The organism is Butyricimonas faecihominis (assembly GCF_033096445.1).
Lineage (GTDB): Bacteria > Bacteroidota > Bacteroidia > Bacteroidales > Marinifilaceae > Butyricimonas > Butyricimonas faecihominis.
Genome location: NZ_AP028155.1, coordinates 1,426,151 through 1,443,083, shown reverse-complemented (window position 1 = coordinate 1,443,083; position 16,933 = coordinate 1,426,151). Strand labels below are relative to the sequence as shown.

The 16,933-nt window shown below is 43.5% G+C and carries 13 protein-coding genes; 5 read left to right on the top strand and 8 right to left on the bottom strand.

Annotated elements, in window-relative coordinates; genetic code table 11:
- Positions 1-14: 14 nt before the first annotated feature.
- From R8806_RS06130 to R8806_RS06120, 3 genes are all read right to left on the bottom strand, one after another.
- Positions 15-3,512, bottom strand: coding sequence for a TonB-dependent receptor (locus R8806_RS06130; RefSeq protein ID WP_151411780.1), 3,498 nt, complete (start codon positions 3,510-3,512; stop codon positions 15-17).
- A gap of 88 nt (positions 3,513-3,600) precedes the next feature.
- Positions 3,601-4,743: a FecR family protein gene (locus R8806_RS06125; RefSeq protein ID WP_124317760.1), complete on the bottom strand. Its 1,143-nt coding sequence runs from the start codon at positions 4,741-4,743 to the stop codon at positions 3,601-3,603.
- A 97-nt stretch (positions 4,744-4,840) separates the two neighbouring features.
- Entirely contained in the window at positions 4,841-5,398 is a 558-nt protein-coding gene (locus R8806_RS06120) for an RNA polymerase sigma factor (RefSeq protein ID WP_183312865.1), read from the bottom strand.
- 79 nt (positions 5,399-5,477) lie between these two features.
- Here R8806_RS06120 and lgt point away from each other — a divergent pair, with 79 nt between their 5' ends.
- Complete coding sequence (gene lgt, locus R8806_RS06115; protein ID WP_317715825.1) at positions 5,478-6,305, top strand: prolipoprotein diacylglyceryl transferase; 828 nt, start codon at positions 5,478-5,480, stop codon at positions 6,303-6,305.
- Positions 6,306-6,844: 539 nt separating this feature from the next.
- Here lgt and R8806_RS06110 read toward each other — a convergent pair.
- Positions 6,845-7,834, bottom strand: coding sequence for a PCMD domain-containing protein (locus R8806_RS06110; RefSeq protein WP_124318409.1), 990 nt, complete (start codon positions 7,832-7,834; stop codon positions 6,845-6,847).
- Positions 7,835-8,033: 199 nt separating this feature from the next.
- On the opposite strand from R8806_RS06110, the gene R8806_RS06105 reads away from it, so the two are divergent.
- Complete coding sequence (locus R8806_RS06105; RefSeq protein ID WP_124316979.1) at positions 8,034-9,107, top strand: NAD(P)H-dependent flavin oxidoreductase; 1,074 nt, start codon at positions 8,034-8,036, stop codon at positions 9,105-9,107.
- A gap of 163 nt (positions 9,108-9,270) precedes the next feature.
- Here R8806_RS06105 and R8806_RS06100 read toward each other — a convergent pair whose 3' ends face one another.
- Positions 9,271-9,972: a phosphatase PAP2 family protein gene (locus R8806_RS06100; RefSeq protein WP_124316977.1), complete on the bottom strand. Its 702-nt coding sequence runs from the start codon at positions 9,970-9,972 to the stop codon at positions 9,271-9,273.
- Between the two features lie 201 nt (positions 9,973-10,173).
- On the opposite strand from R8806_RS06100, the gene ispE reads away from it, so the two are divergent.
- Complete coding sequence (gene ispE, locus R8806_RS06095) at positions 10,174-10,989, top strand: 4-(cytidine 5'-diphospho)-2-C-methyl-D-erythritol kinase (protein WP_124316976.1); 816 nt, start codon at positions 10,174-10,176, stop codon at positions 10,987-10,989.
- An 86-nt stretch (positions 10,990-11,075) separates the two neighbouring features.
- Here the strand turns inward: ispE and R8806_RS06090 are convergent, their stop codons facing one another.
- Entirely contained in the window at positions 11,076-11,624 is a 549-nt protein-coding gene (locus tag R8806_RS06090; RefSeq protein WP_124316975.1) for an HdeD family acid-resistance protein, read from the bottom strand.
- Positions 11,625-11,752: 128 nt separating this feature from the next.
- Between R8806_RS06090 and R8806_RS06085 the strand changes: the two genes are divergently transcribed.
- Both R8806_RS06085 and R8806_RS06080 read left to right on the top strand, forming a co-directional pair.
- Positions 11,753-12,655 carry a bifunctional methionine sulfoxide reductase B/A protein gene (locus R8806_RS06085; RefSeq protein WP_124316974.1) on the top strand — a complete coding sequence of 301 codons (903 nt, stop codon included), beginning with the start codon at positions 11,753-11,755 and terminating at the stop codon, positions 12,653-12,655.
- A gap of 80 nt (positions 12,656-12,735) precedes the next feature.
- Entirely contained in the window at positions 12,736-13,122 is a 387-nt protein-coding gene (locus R8806_RS06080; protein ID WP_124316973.1) for a NifB/NifX family molybdenum-iron cluster-binding protein, read from the top strand.
- An 89-nt stretch (positions 13,123-13,211) separates the two neighbouring features.
- Here the strand turns inward: R8806_RS06080 and R8806_RS06075 are convergent, their stop codons facing one another.
- Entirely contained in the window at positions 13,212-14,489 is a 1,278-nt protein-coding gene (locus R8806_RS06075) for a hemolysin family protein (protein WP_124316972.1), read from the bottom strand.
- A 176-nt stretch (positions 14,490-14,665) separates the two neighbouring features.
- A complete protein-coding gene (locus tag R8806_RS06070) occupies positions 14,666-16,933 on the bottom strand; it encodes a cation:proton antiporter (protein ID WP_164719668.1) in 2,268 nt (755 codons plus the stop codon).

Genomic DNA, 16,933 nt, shown 5'->3' with positions numbered 1-16,933 from the left:
TTCAATTTATTTGTTTAAAAACCTATTCTTATGCCAAACGTGTATGATTTTGCGGTAGGGTAGGTGCTGGCATCCCGTCCTCCCCCGATCACGCTTCCCGGGTCATCGCTTACTTCGGGATCTGGTCCGGGATAAGAGGTAAGTGTGAACACATTGGTTGCCGTTCCATATATGGAAGCGGATTTGATCTTGACTTTTTGACAGATGCTTGCGGGAAGATTGTAGTTTAACGTGAGTGTTTTCAATTTTAAATAAGAAGCATCATACACGTTTAAACTTGTTAGCATATATGTGGCTGCCCACATACTTCTCGGGCGATTGGAGGAGGTGTTCGTTTCGCTGTAATGGTTTAATACTCGTGTACCCCGGTTGGCTAAACTTGACATGCCTGAATCGCTCACGTCTTTTTGGTATATTAAATCGTTACCATACGAGAATGTAAATAGTGCGGTTAGAGTGAATTGTTTCCACGTGAAGGTGTTCGTGTAACCACCGAAGAAATCCGGTGTCGAACGTCCGATCACGTCTTCTTTCCAGTAGCCATCTTCATATTCGAAAGCGATGTCTCCCAAGTCTAGATAGGGATCGAAACTCGTGTAGTAGGGAAATGCCTCCTTGGCGGCAGCCAGTTGTTCTTCTGTTTTTATGATGCCTGTAGCTACCCGTCCATAAAGTAGTCCTAGGGGTTCGCCTTCTTTTACCACGCTGGTTCCCAAATTCAATGCATCACGGTTATTGGGGTCGGAGAAGGGACCTCCGTTTATATCCAATACTTTAGATATATTCCGGGAGATATTCAGCGCTCCCGTCCAGCGGAAATGCTTTTTACGAATGAAATCTCCATGAATATCAAATTCCACCCCTTGATTTCGAATTTTGGCAATATTGAATACAACAGTCGAGTACGAGCTACTTGGGGCCGGGGTCATATTTAATAATGCGCCATCAGTTACCTTGTGGTAATACCCGAATGTTCCGCCCAAACGTCCTTGTGCGAAAGAGAAGTCAATCCCGAGATCTTTTTGTACGGTGGATTCCCATTTAATGCTACTATTTCCGAGTTGCGAGGGGATTAATGCGTTTTTGTCACCATACGATACCGGTGTGTAAAGCGTGCGCCACATGTGGTCTCCAATACTCTGTGTTCCGGTTTTTCCCATGCTTGCACGAATTTTTATTTCATCAATCCACTCCGCTCTTTTCAGAAAGTTCTCTTCCGATATTCTCCATGCAATAGCTCCCGAGGGGAAAAATCCATACTGGTTATCCGGGGCAAATTTGGAAGATGCATCTGCGCGTCCCGTGAATGTGAATAGGTAGCGATCCTTCCAAACGTAGTTTGCTCTGGCATAAAATGATAATAACGAATTTTGGCTCTCCGGGGTAGCTCCCTGTACTTTGGATGCGTGAGCTGCAGAACTCAGGTTGTTTAATTGCTTGTCATCCGGATAACCCTTGCCCGCGGCTGAAAAGAAATCGCTTCGGTGTTCTTCCCATGAAGTACCTACCAATAAATTGAAACGATGGTTCTCGTTTATTTCTTTGTCCCATGTCAATGTATTTTCGAAAAATATATCCAGTGTTGTCGAATGGGATTGAGATCCGGTTCCGTTTTCAGAACTTGTTTTTCCCATGTAATTACCTATATCCACGTAACTTGGAGTATAGCTTAGCTGGTTGTAACTGCTATAATTGATTGAAACCGTACTTTTGAATTTCAAATCTTTCAGGATACTTATCTCCCCGGCAACGGATCCCATGAAAGTGTATGTCTTTGCTTGGTTCGTGCAGGAAGCTACTGCCAGAGGGTTCTGGTAACCTTGATAATTGTATCCTAATTCAAGTATAGCGTATGTACCGTCTTCGTTGTATGGGGCAAATGTTGGAGGTGCGTATAAGGCCTGTCCGTAGACACCGTTAGTAATGTTGGATTTCGTGTACCCGAAATTCAGATTGGTGTTTAACCTGAAATACTTGGAAATATCACTGTCAAGACTGATCTTACCGGATATCCGTTGGAAATCGGTTTTAATTAAGGTTCCCTCCTGTCCGGTGTAAGATAGTGACGTGTAGTAACGGGAATTGACACCCCCACCGGCAACCGAAAGATCCAGATTTTGGGTAACCCCCGTGCGTAGCACGAGATCCAGCCAATCTGTATCCGTGTCACCGAAATAATCCGGGTTGTTCAAAATAGCTTGCGCTTGTTCCACGTCACTTCCGGTCAAAGGTTCTCCTGCTTTTTCACGGGCATCGAGGTACGTCTGGGCTGCTTCCTTTAGTGTCGATTTATATTGTTCTGCGTTCAGAACTTTTTCTTTGTTCGGGGTGGAAATCCCGATGTAATAATTCAGGTTTAATTGTGGCTTACTTTCTTTGCGTCCTTTTTTAGTCGTGATAATAACCACTCCATTAGCGGCTTTCGACCCGTAAATTGCCGTTGCGGATGCATCTTTCAGGATGTCGATACTTTCAATATCCGCGATGTTTAATCCGGATAAATTATTTAATCCCCGTAAAAAAGCACCTTGAACACTGTTATTGAAGTCTTCCCCGTAATTATTAGATTCTATCGGGTTAACAATATCAGATTCTGTGATATAATTATTTGACACGACCATCGGGATCCCGTCTATCACGTATAGCGGGTCATTCGTTCCCAGCAACGACGCCCCACCTCGAATACGGATACGTACTGCTCCACCGGGAGAGCCGTCTGCCTTGACCACGGATACCCCGGAAGCCTTACCGGCTAAGGCATCATCCACGCTAATGTACGGGACATCTTTTATCTCAGATACTTTCACTGTAGATACCGATCCCGTGAAGTCCTTTACCCGGGTTATTCCGTATCCAACCACAACCACCTCGTCCTCCACTTTCACATTTTCCTTCATGACAATATTAATGGTATCTTTGCCCGTGTAAGGAATCTCTTGTGTTTGCATCCCGACAAACGAGAATACTAGGATAAAGTTTTCACCGATGCTAGTGGGAACCGAAAGGCTGTATGTCCCGTTCACTGCGGTTGCTGTTCCGCGTTCGGTCCCTTTTATCTGGATCGTCACACCGGGTAGCTCTTGTCCCTGTTCATCGCGAACTTTTCCCGTGATTTTGATTTCTTTCACTTGTTGTGCCGTTTGGCTTTTTAATTTCGGTGAAATGATAATCACGTCGTCTTCAATCGTGTAAGCCAGTTTCGACCCGGCAAGAAATACTTGCAGGACTTCTTCGATCGTGGCATCCTTCAAATCCATCTGTTTTGCCGGTAATTGTCTGATTTCTTCGTGATTGTAAAGAAAACGGTAATGAGTGAGTGCTTTTAACTGCTGGATCACCATTTCTGCCGGAATCCGGTCTGCTTTGAAATTAATCCTTCCCGTTTGGGCTCTTCCTTCTGCAAATGATGCGAGGGTGAAACCCATGATCATGATAAATGTTAGCTTCATGATTTTGTAACTTTTTTGCAACACTTCTCCCGTTAAGTGACAAGTGTTTCTGTTTTTTTTCATAACTTTGTCATTTAGTAATTCAACTTCGTTTGAGTTTTGCCGGAGTAGGGGTCGAAGTCTTCTCCGGCTATTTTATTGTTTTAGAATTTTATTCCGGTGTGATCGTGATTGTTTTCCCGTTGATCGAGAATGATATATTTGTCGTTAATTCAATCATGCGTAATACTTTGTCAATCTTTTCATATCTGTCAATTTCCCCGCTAAAATGTAATTCTCTTGCTCGGGTTCCGACAAAGAAAATATTCACGTCATACCAACGTCCCAGTTGAGCCATAATGTCTTCCAGTCTCTCGTTGGCAAAGAGAAAACGTCCGTGACGCCACACGCTTTGTTGGCGTGCATTTACTTTTACAATCTCCACGTCCTTCGAGGGGTTTAATATTGCTTGTTCGTTCGGGGTTAACCGGAATTCTTTGTCATCAACAAATAAACCGATAGAACCGGTTTCGAGCGTTGTCTTTTGGAATGAGTCATCCGGGTAGGCTTTTACGTTGAAGGTTGTTCCGTATACCCGGATAGTTGACTGGGATGTTTTCACGAAGAAGGGTATTTGATCGTCGTGTTGTACCTCAAAATAAGCCTCTCCTTCCAGTTCCACCTCCCGGTTGGTACCGGAGAAAGAAGTTGGATATTTTAGACGGGAATCAGCATTTAACCAGATTTTCGTACCGTCGGCCAGTACGAGAGAGAATTCTCCACCCTTGGGAACCACCAGAGTGTTTATTGTCGGGGCTCCGGTAACTGCGGAATGTTTTAATTCGTTATGAGCTACCACAACGGATGAATCCTGAGTTAACACGGCTTGCATATTTTCCTTGAGTTCGATCACCTTGTTATCTCCGGTGTACAAGGTTGCTTTGAAACTTCCAGCCTGAATTTGAGCCGTGTGAACGGGGGCAAGGGTGATATTTTCGGGATAGAACCAGTAAGAGCCGATGGCGAACAATAGGGCTATCGTGGCAGCTATGCCTATCTCCCGATAACGAATGATTCGTGTATGACGGTTTCGGGTTACTTGCCATTGTTTCCAACTTTCTTCGATATTGGAATTTAAACGATTATATTGTTCCAGCTTGTTTTCTATGTTTTGTTTGGATAAAACTTCCCGTACGATTTTCTCGTCTTCTTCCCGGAGCGAGTTTTCTGTATTCTCCTCACTCTTGTTCTTTCCCGTGAGATACAGCCCGATTCGAAGGGCCTGTTTTATCGTTTCTTCAATTTGTCTCTTCATTTTTATCTCCTATTTTCATATAAGAAACACGCTCGTTAAGGTTTGGATGGAGACAAAAAGTGATTTTTTTTGAAGAAAAATGATATGTTATTGAAAATTAGGAAAGTAAAAGTAATAATATTTTTAAGTATTGTAGTTTTTCCCTTAGTACTGCGTAACCTTTTGCCTTATGGCTCTTCACGGTAGAGACGGCAATTCCCAGCTCTTGAGCGATTTCTTCGTTTGATTTTTCCTCCAGCGTGAGCAATAATACTTTTTGCTCCATTTCCGTGAGGTGGCTGATTTCTTGATGAATGACATGGAATATTTCTTCTTTTACAACCGTTTCGTGTATGAAACTCTCGCTTTCTAGGTATTGAAGGTTCTCCGCGAGATATTTATTTTGTACTTGTTGATGACGGATTAGGTTTAGACACGTGTTACGGATTGATTTGTAGAAAAAAGCTCTAATGGCTATTAAATTATCGAAATCGTTTCGGGTATTCCAGTATTTCAGAAAAACATCATGTACCACGTCCTTACATTCTTCTTCGGAAGGCAACAAGTTGTTTGCGAAAGAAACAAATAGGGCAAAATACTCTTCGTAAAAGCTTTTGAGTGTTTTCTCTTTTCCGTTTTTTAATTCTTCTACTAGGAGCTGGTCATGTTTTTTCATACACATACACGTTATACATTTACAAATATAGGATATTTTTGATTGGATCAACATATTTTAAAATGTATTTTTGTCCTTGATGAATTATATTGAATGGAACATAAATCCCGTTGCGTTTTGGGTAGGAGGAATCCCTGTCATGTATTACAGTTTGCTGTTGATTGCGGGGACCGTGGCGTCCGTGTCGATACTGAAATGTGTTTACCGGGAAAACGGGATACCGTGGGAGCATCTCCAGATACTCGTGATGCTGAGTATTGCCGGCTTGTTTCTAGGGGCGCGTCTGGGGCATTGCCTGATTTACGAGTACGCGTATTATTTTGCGCATCCATTGGAAATTTTGCTCCCGATACAGGTTAAGTCGGATGGAAGTGTTATTTTTTCCGGTTATCAGGGGATGTCCAGTCATGGAGGGCTTGTCGGGTGGATGATTGCCATGGTGATTTATTCCCGGATTACAGGTGAGAACGTGTTACGGACACTTGACACGATTGCTCTCGTTTTACCTTTAGCGGCGGGGTGTATTCGTTTGGGAAACTTAGCAAATTCCGAGATTATCGGAATCGAAACCAACGTGCCATGGGCCTTTGTTTTCGAACAGATTGATTCGGTACCCCGTCATCCGGCTCAAATTTATGAGGCCTTGGCCTATTTCTTTACTTTCGGGATAAATTTGTTGCTTTACCGACGAATCGGGTTGAAGTGTTATAGGGGAGTACTTTTAGGGAATACGCTTGTCTGGGTTTTCGTGGCTCGTTTTTTGATTGAATTTGTCAAGGAAAGGCAAGTCCCTTTCGAGGATCAAATGACTTTGGACGTGGGACAGGTGTTGAGTATTCCGTTTATCTTATTGGGTATATTCCTGTTGATTTGCGGGTTTAAGTGTAAAAAGAATACGACACGGTGATTCATGTAACGTGTGTAAATCGTGTTTTGTTCCTGTGAAAGAAATGTTTATTGGGAGTTGTTATTAGATATGGCTATTATTATATGATCATGCTGTTATTATAAATGTAGCCAAATCATTCTATATACTAATAAATGTCTATTTTTTATTAGTGTGATAGGATGGGAATAGGGGAGGAATGGGAGCGGAATGGGAGCGGAATGGGAGCGGCTCGCAATATGATTCGTGTATGATTGAAATTTAGTAATAATAATTTACATGAATTTGTGAAAATTTAGGATTGAACTCGACTGAAGTTACCTTACTATGATGGCCTACCCCCTCCAAGGGGCTGTCCTAAAAGTCATTTTATTTCAAAAACTCCTCCGTCACTTCGTGCCACCTCCTCTATAAACAGAGGAGGAGCTGGTGAATCTTCTCGAAGACAGGGAGCATTTCAGCTCTCCCTCTGTTTATAGAGGGAGTACAGTGAAGCCGGGAGGGAGTTGGAAAAATGACTTTTAGGACAACCCCAGTTAATTTCCAAATAGTCACCGCTTTTAATAAGCTAACCGTACGTTATCTACCCAAAGTTTATTTCCCACGGTGCCAATGTAAGCCTCCCCGTAACTAGAGGATACACGCAGGAACAAATGGGTGGGTTTGTCGTCCGTATCTCCCCAACCTACTTCTTCCACGGGTACGGATTTACCTTTACTGTTGATACAGTATAGAGATTGTTCTTTGGGGATTAATTGCATATAGGATTTACTACCGGCCTGATTTGCCGGGTCCCCGTAAAGAATATTCAGCCTGTGGTCGTTTTTCCAGTCGGGAGTGTTTTCGGAAAGGCGTTCTATGGCTGTTCCGATCCGTTTGGCATACACGTTACCATTCTTGTCTTCCCAACGTTTTTGAAGGATCACGTATATTTCGGCGGAATCCCGTCCCGCCACGTCAACAATTTTGCTGAAACCGGTTGCTTTGATCCGGTGATCTGTTCCCGGGGTCTCCATCTTGTAGTCAAATACAACTGCGTTCGGGGTTTCTGTGAAAGGAATTCCGGCGTTCAGTTTACTTTGCGGGTTCTTCGTGTCTTTGATCGGTTCGTGCATCTGTCCCAGATAAATTGTACCCGGTACAAGCACGGTGATGTTCACGATGCCCAGTACTTTACACTTTTCCATGAGCGTTTCGACACGCACGCAGTAGCCGTCATCTCTTTTCTCCGGGAAAACAGAGATACTGCATTTCGTGACTCCACTGACTTTTGCCATGACGTTAGAAGTTCTCCACGGGGAAACCGTGGAACTGATATAGGGTTTGTCTCCTCGAATCGTGTCCACCGGGGCAACCTCGTAGAGGGTTTTCGTGTTACCACCAATGACAAATGATTCGTCAATGATTCGAACCATCCAGCTATTGAAGTCCCCGAATGGGATTAATTTTTCATTTTCTTTTTCTGTCGTTTGTGCCATGGATAGAACGCTTGTTCCCAGAATAATTCCTAGGCATAGCGTTTTTATAGTATTACGTGTAAATTGTTTCATATCAATTGATTTTCTTCTGTCTTGAATACTTTTATTACGATAAAATGACTTTAAGGTTTTATGCAAGAAACATGCCAGTGTTAATAATCGTGTTGAATAATGTAAATAATGTTGTTAACGTGTTTATTTTTGGTTTGAAAATGAGAATGTTAAAAATAAAGCGTATCTTTGATTGTCTTAAATACTTTTATATATGATGATGAAAAAATTAAACATTGGGAATCTCTCTATTTCAGTTCCCATTGTACAAGGTGGTATGGGCGTTGGTATATCACTTTCCGGATTGGCGTCCGCGGTGGCAAATGAGGGAGGAGTTGGTGTGATTTCCAGTGCCGGATTAGGTTTGTTATATCGGAATTTATCTAAAGATTATATTCAGGCTAGTATCATGGGTTTGAAGGAAGAACTTCGTAAAGCTCGTGAGAAAACGAAGGGTGTGATTGGCGTGAATGTTATGGTGGCTATGTCTAATTTTGCGGATATGGTGAAGACGGCGATTGCTGAAAAGGCGGATATTATTTTCTCTGGTGCGGGATTACCGTTGAATTTGCCAAGCTTCTTGCAAAAGGATAGCGTGACCAAGTTGGTTCCGATCGTTTCTTCTGCACGTGCGGCCAGAGTTATTGCCGAGAAGTGGCATAATTTATATAATTACCTGCCGGATGCGTTTGTCGTGGAAGGACCGAAAGCGGGGGGACACCTCGGGTTCAAAGATGAACAAATCAATGACGAGCATTTTTCGTTGGAACATATTTTGCCGGAAGTGATTGATGAAGTGAAGAATATCGAAACGCATTACGGGAAAGATATTCCGGTGATCGTGGCTGGAGGAATCTACACGGGTGAAGATATTAAACGTTTTATGGATATGGGAGCGTCCGGGGTACAGATGGGTACTCGTTTCGTGACCACGGAAGAGTGTGACGCGTCCGATGTTTTCAAACAGACTTACATCGAGGCGAAACAGGAGGATATACAGATTATCAAAAGTCCGGTGGGAATGCCGGGACGGGCGATATTCAGCAAATTTATCCAAAAGGTGAAGGAAGGGCAGAAACAGCCCAAAACGTGTATGTGCAAGTGTATCAAAACGTGTGATATAAGCAAGAGTCCTTATTGTATCATTGCGGCTTTGTACAACGCTTTCAAGGGAAATATGGATAACGGTTACGCTTTTGCCGGGGCGAATGCTTTCCGGGCCACGAAGATTGTTTCAGTGAAAGAGACTTTCCGTTCTTTATTGGACGAGTTTAATCGTGCTATCAATAAATAGTATAATCGGGAGTGTCAAAGAACTTTTGACACTCCCGATTATACTATTTATTGAGTTTATAAGGTTTATAAAGTTGAAGGTTCATAAGGTTTGCAGACCCCTGTGGGACATTTTGCTTACGGTAGCTAGAGCTGCCGAATCTAAAATCATAAATCTAAAATTATTAGATTCTCCACCAGATACTATACACGGCGAAAGCGGCAATCGTGAGTAATCCCGTGTAAATAATGATTGACGTGTGTTGTATGTGGTATGGGTGTTTCACGAGTTTACGATCTAGATGAAATTTTAGCCCGTTGGCAATGCTATCCACCCGAAGACAGAAACGGTATATTCCATAAGTGACGGCTCCCACGGCAAACCCGACAACTGTTCCGAAAAGTAGATCTCCGGGATAATGTACTCCCACGTACACCCTCGTATAACAAGTTACAATCGCCCATAGCATAAAGAATGTAGTTAAGGCTCTGTTCTTGAACAGTAACATCATGAAACAAGCTAATGCGAACGTGTTAGCCGCATGGCAGGAGGGGAATCCGAATTTTCCGCCTCGCTTTCCATTGACTAAATGTACCATGTCTGCAATATCCGGGTCGCGTGATGGTCGAGGACGTTCGAATATAGGGCGCAGGAGGGAACTACATGTTTGGTCTGCCAATGCTATAAGCAAGGCGAACATCAAAGTAGTGAAAATGACCATGCGGATATTCATGTTTTTATACAAGACGTACAGGATGGACGCGTAAAGAGGAATCCATACGAGTTTACTCGTGAATATGTACATGAAGGAATCCAAATAAGGGGTGTGCATTCCGTTTAAGGCAAGAAATACCGTACGATCTAGTGCTTGTAGTGATTCTAACATGAAATTTGAATCTATAAGTTTAAATAAATAATGTTCAGCCGCTATTTGAGGGGATGATTGGAGAGCAAATATATCATTTTTCGGTATATTTGCAAAATTGTTCGGCAATATGGATTTGTTCGAATGGTTTTATTGTTTGCAAATGAATGAATTACAAATAGTAGATCGGCGGATGCCGGGTCTTTTAATTTTGATGAGTTTATGGTAATATTTCCGAATGCAAAGATTAATATAGGGTTGTTCGTCACGGAGAAGAGATCGGATGGATTTCATAACTTGGAAACTGTTTTTTATCCGATTGATCTTCGGGATATACTGGAAATCACGGAGGTGAAGGGTGAGCAAGGGCGTTGTGTTTTTACTTCCACGGGAATTTTGATAGATTGCCCGCCGGAAAAGAACTTGGTGAGCAAGGCATACGCTATTCTGGCTGCCGAGTATGATTTACCCTCGGTAGATGTGCATTTGCATAAGATCATACCATACGGTGCCGGACTGGGTGGCGGTTCCTCTGATGCGGCTTTTATGCTGGTTGGGTTGAATCAGCTTTTTTCCTTGGGGTTGAACGAGGAACAATTAATGGGATATGCAGCCCGGGTAGGAAGCGATTGTCCTTTTTTCGTTTTGAATCATCCCGTGTTTGCTTTTGGGAAAGGCGAGTTGATGGAAACGATAGATTTGTCATTAAAGGACTATCATATGGTACTCGTGAAACCGAATCGGGGAGTTTCTACTCCCGAGGCATACCGGGGAATAACGCCTCGTGCGGCCTCTTTTGATTTGCGAGAATTGGGAAAATTGCCGGTAGAGCAATGGACCGGAGTGATCGTGAATGATTTTGAGGATTCCGTGGTTCCTAAAGTACCGGAGATAGAAGAAATAAAGAATAAATTACGGGATTTGGGTGCGATTTATGTTTCCATGACCGGAAGTGGATCAGCCGTTTACGGGTTGTTCCATCATCCCGTGGAGGCAGAAAAGGCGTTTCCGGAATATTTCGTGTGGCAAAGCGAGTGAATGTGTTTATAGCTTTACTGTTAAATATAAAATGACTACCCCCTCCAGCTCCCCCTGTGTAAGGGGGAGTTAGAGGGGGTAGTTTGTTATCCTCTTCCTACAAAGGCATATATAAATGAAGAGATGCCGGCGAAGATGAAACTAAGTCCCGTCCAGATGATGATATTGAAAATTCCGAACAGGGGATAGAAGACGATCATGAAGGAAAAGAACAAGGTGATGATTCCCGCTATGAATATCCATCCCCATCCTCTGATTTTTAGCGATGACATCTGTAATGATTCGGCAATGTAATCAATGCTTTTGAACATGAGGATAAAGCCGACGATGTAAGGAAGTATGTCTTCCGTGATGATCGGGTGGATTAACAGGATAAAACCGATAATCAGGTCGAGTAACCCGATGAACAGTCCCCATCCCCAATGCCGGGAGTTACCGCCCGCGAAAGCGTTCATGATTTCACTGATTCCGATAACAATGATAACGATACTGAAATACATGGCCAATCCGAAATAAGATGCCACCGGATGCCGGATGATGCCGATGCCAAAAACGAATAACACGATACCTAGGATTAGGTATAGCCATCTGAACCCCTTGGGACCGGTAGATGTTGTTGCACTTGTTGTAGTCATTTTTCTGATATTTTTAAAGTTTAGTTTGTTTCTTTATATGTGAAATGCATTCAAAAAGTTGTTATATTGTCATTAAAAATAAATAACCAAATGCCGGGAAATACGTTTCAGAGTATAAAAGAGCGATGATGAGAAAAATTATATTATTCTTGATGTTGTTTTTAGTAAACTACATGATTATGGCACAAAAGAAAGAGCTAACAGCGGATGAAAAACAAGTGATTATTTATAAGGGGACGGAGAGACCTTTCACGGGTAAATATTATGATTTCAAGGCGAAGGGGACATATGTTTGCAAACAATGCGGGAGCCCGCTTTACCGTTCGGAGGATAAGTTTGATTCCCGGTGCGGGTGGCCGAGTTTTGATGATGAGATTCCGGGAGCGGTGAAACGGGTACCTGATGCTGATGGGAGACGGACGGAGATTGTCTGCGCTCGTTGTGGAGCGCACTTGGGACACGTGTTCACGGGAGAGGGGCTTACCCCAAAGAATACCCGTCATTGTGTGAATTCGATTTCGATGGAATTTATTCCTGCGGAAGAATTGAAAATAGACACGGCTATTTTTGCCGGGGGATGTTTCTGGGGAGTGGAGTATTACATGAAAAAGGCACCCGGCGTGCTTGCCGTTGAGTCCGGGTACATTGGAGGAAAAGTGGAAGATCCGTCTTACGAGGAAGTATGTGAGGGAAACACGGGACACGTGGAGGCGGTACGAGTGTTGTTTGATGCATCGAAGACTGATTACGAGACGTTGACAAAGTTGTTTTTCGAGATACATGATCCCACGCAACAAGATCACCAAGGTCCGGATTACGGGGAGCAATACCGTTCGGAAATTTTCTACAATAGTCCGGAACAGAAGGCCGTGGCTGAAAAGCTGATACAGGAGTTAAAAGAGAAAGGCTATGCGGTGGTGACCCGGTTAGCTCCGGTTACAACATTTTGGGTGGCAGAGGATTATCATCAGAATTACTATACTAGGAAAGGGACTTTGCCTTATTGTCATGGATATACGAGGCGATTTTGAAAAAATCATGTACCTTTGTTTGGATAAATATTTCAAAGGATAACAGAGAATTTATTTATATAAAAGAAAGGAATTGAATCATGAAAATTGCAGTACCAACAAGAGAAAACGTTGTTGATGATCATTTTGGACATTGCGCGTATTACACGCTGTTCACGGTAGATGACGATAAAAATATCACGAATATTGAAACACTCCCTTCTCCACAAGGATGCGGTTGTAAATCGAACATTGCTTCCGTGTTGAAAGAAAAAGGGGTTACCGTAATGCTTGCCGGTAGTATGGGTGACGGGGCTTTAAAGGTATTAAGTGACCAAGGGATTAAAGTTTTCCGTGGTTGTAAAGGGGATGTCCGGAAAATAGCGGAAGGTTATTTGAAAGGGTTTATTTTGGATTCCGGCATCGGTTGCCACCATCATCACGAGGGTGGAGAACATCAGTGCAGTCATCATAAAGAGGTTGACTAAAAAGTCTTATCCCGTATCTACAAGCTACCCCCTCCAACTCCCCCTGTGTAAGGGGGAGTTGGAGGGGGTAGTTATTTAAAATTGACTTTTTAGTCAGTTTCTTTGTTGATTTTGACAAGTACTTTATCAATTCGAGCGGCATCCATATCCACGATTTCAAACTCGAAGTTATACCATGTCAATTTTTCTCCGGTCTGGGGAATATGTTCCAAAATCTTTAAGATCAGTCCGCTTAATGTGTTGTAGTAATGGTTCGTGTAAAGACATTCCATGTCGAAATGGGCCAAGAAATCATAGAAAGGGCATTGGCCGTCTACGAGATAAGTACCATCTTCCCGTTGCACGATATCCGGTTCTTCCCCAAGTTCCGGCAAGTCTCCGATCAAGGCTTTCAGAATATCTTGTAAGGTAACAATACCTTCGATACTTCCGAATTCATCTGTGACCAGTCCATATTTCGTGTGTCCTTGTTTCAAGTGTTCCATGGCGTTATACACGCTTTGATTCTGCGGGAAATACTGAGGTGGGCGAACAATGGCTTTCAAGTCAAAATCCGGGGCATCCATTCTTCCGAAAAGGTCTTTCAGAAAGACGATGCCGACGATATTATCCAATTTTGTGTCAGCCACCGGGTAAATGGTGTGAAGATGTGCGTTTACCGTTTCCCGTAGAGTCTCGTTACTATCTTGTATGTTCAGCCAGATGAGATCACTCCGGTGTGTCATGATGGAGCCAAGATCCCGATCACCAAGATTAAACACCCGTTCCACGATGTCTTGTTCCACTTCTTGAATCTCGCCTTCGGCAGTACTTTCTTGGATGATTGCTTTAATTTCCTCTTCCGTGATTTTGTTCTCTCCCGATTTGTTCAATCCCAATAGTCTCATCATGAATGACGTGCTGGCAGAGAGTAACCACACGAAAGGTGAGGCTATACGGGAAAGAATATCCATCGGGGCGGCAATTAGTTTTGCCATTCTTTCTGCGGCGACCATTCCTATACGTTTGGGTACGAGTTCTCCGAAAATCAGCGTGAGATAAGTCACGACGATCACGATAAGCGTTTTGGATATGAGTAACGCATGAGGTTGCAACACCTCTATTTTTTCTACCCATACGGCCAAGTCTCCCGCGAGGGCTTGCCCGGAGTAGAGACCGGTAAGGATACCGATTAACGTGATTCCGATCTGTATGGTCGAGAGGAATCGATCCGGTTGATTCGCTAATTTTAATGCTCTTTGTGCGGATTTGTTCCCGCTTTTGGCTTCTGTTTCAAGACGGGATTTACGGGCAGAGACCATCGCTATTTCAGACATGGCGAGTACCCCGTTTAAAATGATAAGTCCTATGATGATTAGAAATTCCATGTGTTAATTTTTTGATTTTAGATTTCCTAACTCCCTCCCCCTTCGGGTACTCCCTCTATAAACAGAGGGAGAGTTGAATTACTATCCCACTTCGGGAAGAGTTACCAGCTCCTCCTCTGTTTATAGAGGAGGTGGCAGCGTAGCTGACGGAGGAGTTGTTTTTTCCATTCTAAATTTTAAACTTTAAATTCTATTTGTTTTGGCCTTATGATTAGTAGTGAGGGTAACTTTGCAAAAAGAGCCTGATCTTTTGACAACTTTTCGCAAGTGGTATAACTCATCACTAATAAGGTTTCTTTATTTTCAATAAAAGTGTTCATGGTTAATGGTTTGTCCAGTATGAATTTGTTTGAATCGATTTGAACGAAATCATTCATAATTCTGGATTCTAGTTGTTTATCCACCTGTTCGTTGATAAAGCAAATCCGGATGGTCATGCTTTGTTCGCCCAACCGGGTTCTGGCGTAATTAAAGAGGAACAAGTCGTCTTCGCTATCAACGAGAAGTAAGATATTGGAAGCCCGCGTGAAACCTCTGTTCACGAAGATTCCCACGGAACAATCCACGTGATCCATGATAGATTCCAGTTTTTGCCGGAGTAGTGTTCCCGGTAAATGTAACGGGCGATCTTTTAATTGTTTCAGCCAGCGGGAGATCGTGGTGAATCTTTTACCCAATTTTCCGGGGGCCGTGCTATTGTCCTGCATGAATTGTTGTCCGGCCCCGACGAACAGGTAGTCCACGTGTTCTTTCTTGGCTACGTGAATCATCTCCTGAATGAGTTTGTCGGTTACCTGATAACGTTCATCAACCTGTAAATTCAGATGGCGAGCCTCTTCCCGAAGGGGGATAAAACTCTCTTCTGCAAACTCTTCCGCTTTGGCAGGATTCAAGTCTGTTCCCAGCGTGAAGTGGGTGGCTATAAGTTGACTGTTTTGCAGACGATGTCCTAGTAAAAGATCGGCCATACCCAGTAAGGTTCTACCGGTTTCGGGACGACCAAAGGAGAGCAAGACTTTCTCGTGGTGATGGGCTTTTTCCTCTTGCTTGGCAAACATCTTTTCCACGAGCGACAACATGGGAGTTGCCATGAACGTGGTCAATAAAGACATGATCAATAACACCACGAACATTTGGGCAGAAAGGATTCCCATCTCGAACCCGATGTTCAGGGCCACGAGTTGCATAAGTCCCCGTGTGTTCATCAGTGTGCCGACGATAAGACTATCTTTCCAGTTTTCGCCCACAGCCCGTGCAGCCAACGTACACCCCCCAAACTTCCCGGCAATGGCTACCACGATGAACAGTAAGCACACGCCCCATAGCTCCGGCGTGTTAATCAAACCGATTTCCGTGTGTAATCCCGAAAAGGCAAAGAATAGGGGGAGGAAGAATACCAAAGAAATGTCTTCCACCTTCTCCATCATGACTTTACGGAACCCGATGTTCGTGGGCATGACTACCCCGGCGATAAATGCCCCGAAAAGGGCATGAATACCGATGATTTCTGTCGTTACCGCCGAGAGTACGAGGAAGAGGAATATGAATCCCACGAAGGTCTTGTTGATGACTTCCGAGTTGGCATAAATGTCCCCGATTTTACGCAGAAACGGGCGCATGACCATAAACATGAAGGCGATGTAGATGAGCGTTAAGGCAATGGTGTAGAGGGCGCTGACGAAACTACCCGCTTTAGCTAAGGCAATCACGATGGCCAGCAAGCACCACGCGGTGACGTCATCATTGGCTGCCGAGGCTATGGATAACATCCCGACGGGACTTTTTGTCATATTACGTTCCTGCACGATCCGGGCCAACACGGGAAAGGCCGTGATACTCATGCTTATCCCGATGAACATGGCAAAAGGTAGAAATTCCGCTTGCTGTGCCCCGTAGTCTGCGTATACCCAGATGGCAGCTACTACTCCTAGGAAAAAAGGAACCACGATTCCGGCATGACTGATGACCAGTGTTTCGTTTAGTTTGTCTTTTATGACGCTGAAATCCAATTCCAGTCCGATGACAAACATAAACAGCACTAACCCGATCTGGCTTAACAGGTTCAGGTTCATCAGTGATTCGGGAGGGAATAGCGTGGCAGAGAATTCCGGAAAGAAATATCCCAGCAACGAAGGTCCCAAGACGATTCCGGCCACGATTTCACCCATAACACCGGGCTGCCCGATGTATTTGAAAAGGAACGAGAAAATGCGGACGGTGATCAAAATCACGATGATTTGTAACAACAAGATCGTTAGTGAGTTTGCCAGATTGTCGGAAATGATTCGTTTGAATAGTTCAAATGAACTCATTTCCGTGTTTACCGTACTGCTAACTTCGGGATGATCGATATGTTGACCCGTGCAAAGTGCAAAGTAAATTAAAGCACAGAAGACGGTCATCATGCCGAGATATATCCAGTAGTTTGTGCTATTCCTTTTCAT

Bases quoted from the DNA above. Each gene is read 5' to 3' on its own strand.
- R8806_RS06130 (WP_151411780.1), bottom strand. From the start codon at position 3,512: ATGAAAAAAAACAGAAACACTTGTCACTTAACGGGAGAAGTGTTGCAA.
- R8806_RS06125 (WP_124317760.1), bottom strand. From the start codon at position 4,743: ATGAAGAGACAAATTGAAGAAACGATAAAACAGGCCCTTCGAATCGGG.
- R8806_RS06120 (WP_183312865.1), bottom strand. From the start codon at position 5,398: ATGAAAAAACATGACCAGCTCCTAGTAGAAGAATTAAAAAACGGAAAA.
- lgt (WP_317715825.1), top strand. From the start codon at position 5,478: ATGAATTATATTGAATGGAACATAAATCCCGTTGCGTTTTGGGTAGGA.
- R8806_RS06110 (WP_124318409.1), bottom strand. From the start codon at position 7,834: ATGAAACAATTTACACGTAATACTATAAAAACGCTATGCCTAGGAATT.
- R8806_RS06105 (WP_124316979.1), top strand. From the start codon at position 8,034: ATGAAAAAATTAAACATTGGGAATCTCTCTATTTCAGTTCCCATTGTA.
- R8806_RS06100 (WP_124316977.1), bottom strand. From the start codon at position 9,972: ATGTTAGAATCACTACAAGCACTAGATCGTACGGTATTTCTTGCCTTA.
- ispE (WP_124316976.1), top strand. From the start codon at position 10,174: ATGGTAATATTTCCGAATGCAAAGATTAATATAGGGTTGTTCGTCACG.
- R8806_RS06090 (WP_124316975.1), bottom strand. From the start codon at position 11,624: ATGACTACAACAAGTGCAACAACATCTACCGGTCCCAAGGGGTTCAGA.
- R8806_RS06085 (WP_124316974.1), top strand. From the start codon at position 11,753: ATGAGAAAAATTATATTATTCTTGATGTTGTTTTTAGTAAACTACATG.
- R8806_RS06080 (WP_124316973.1), top strand. From the start codon at position 12,736: ATGAAAATTGCAGTACCAACAAGAGAAAACGTTGTTGATGATCATTTT.
- R8806_RS06075 (WP_124316972.1), bottom strand. From the start codon at position 14,489: ATGGAATTTCTAATCATCATAGGACTTATCATTTTAAACGGGGTACTC.
- R8806_RS06070 (WP_164719668.1), bottom strand. From the start codon at position 16,933: ATGAAAAGGAATAGCACAAACTACTGGATATATCTCGGCATGATGACC.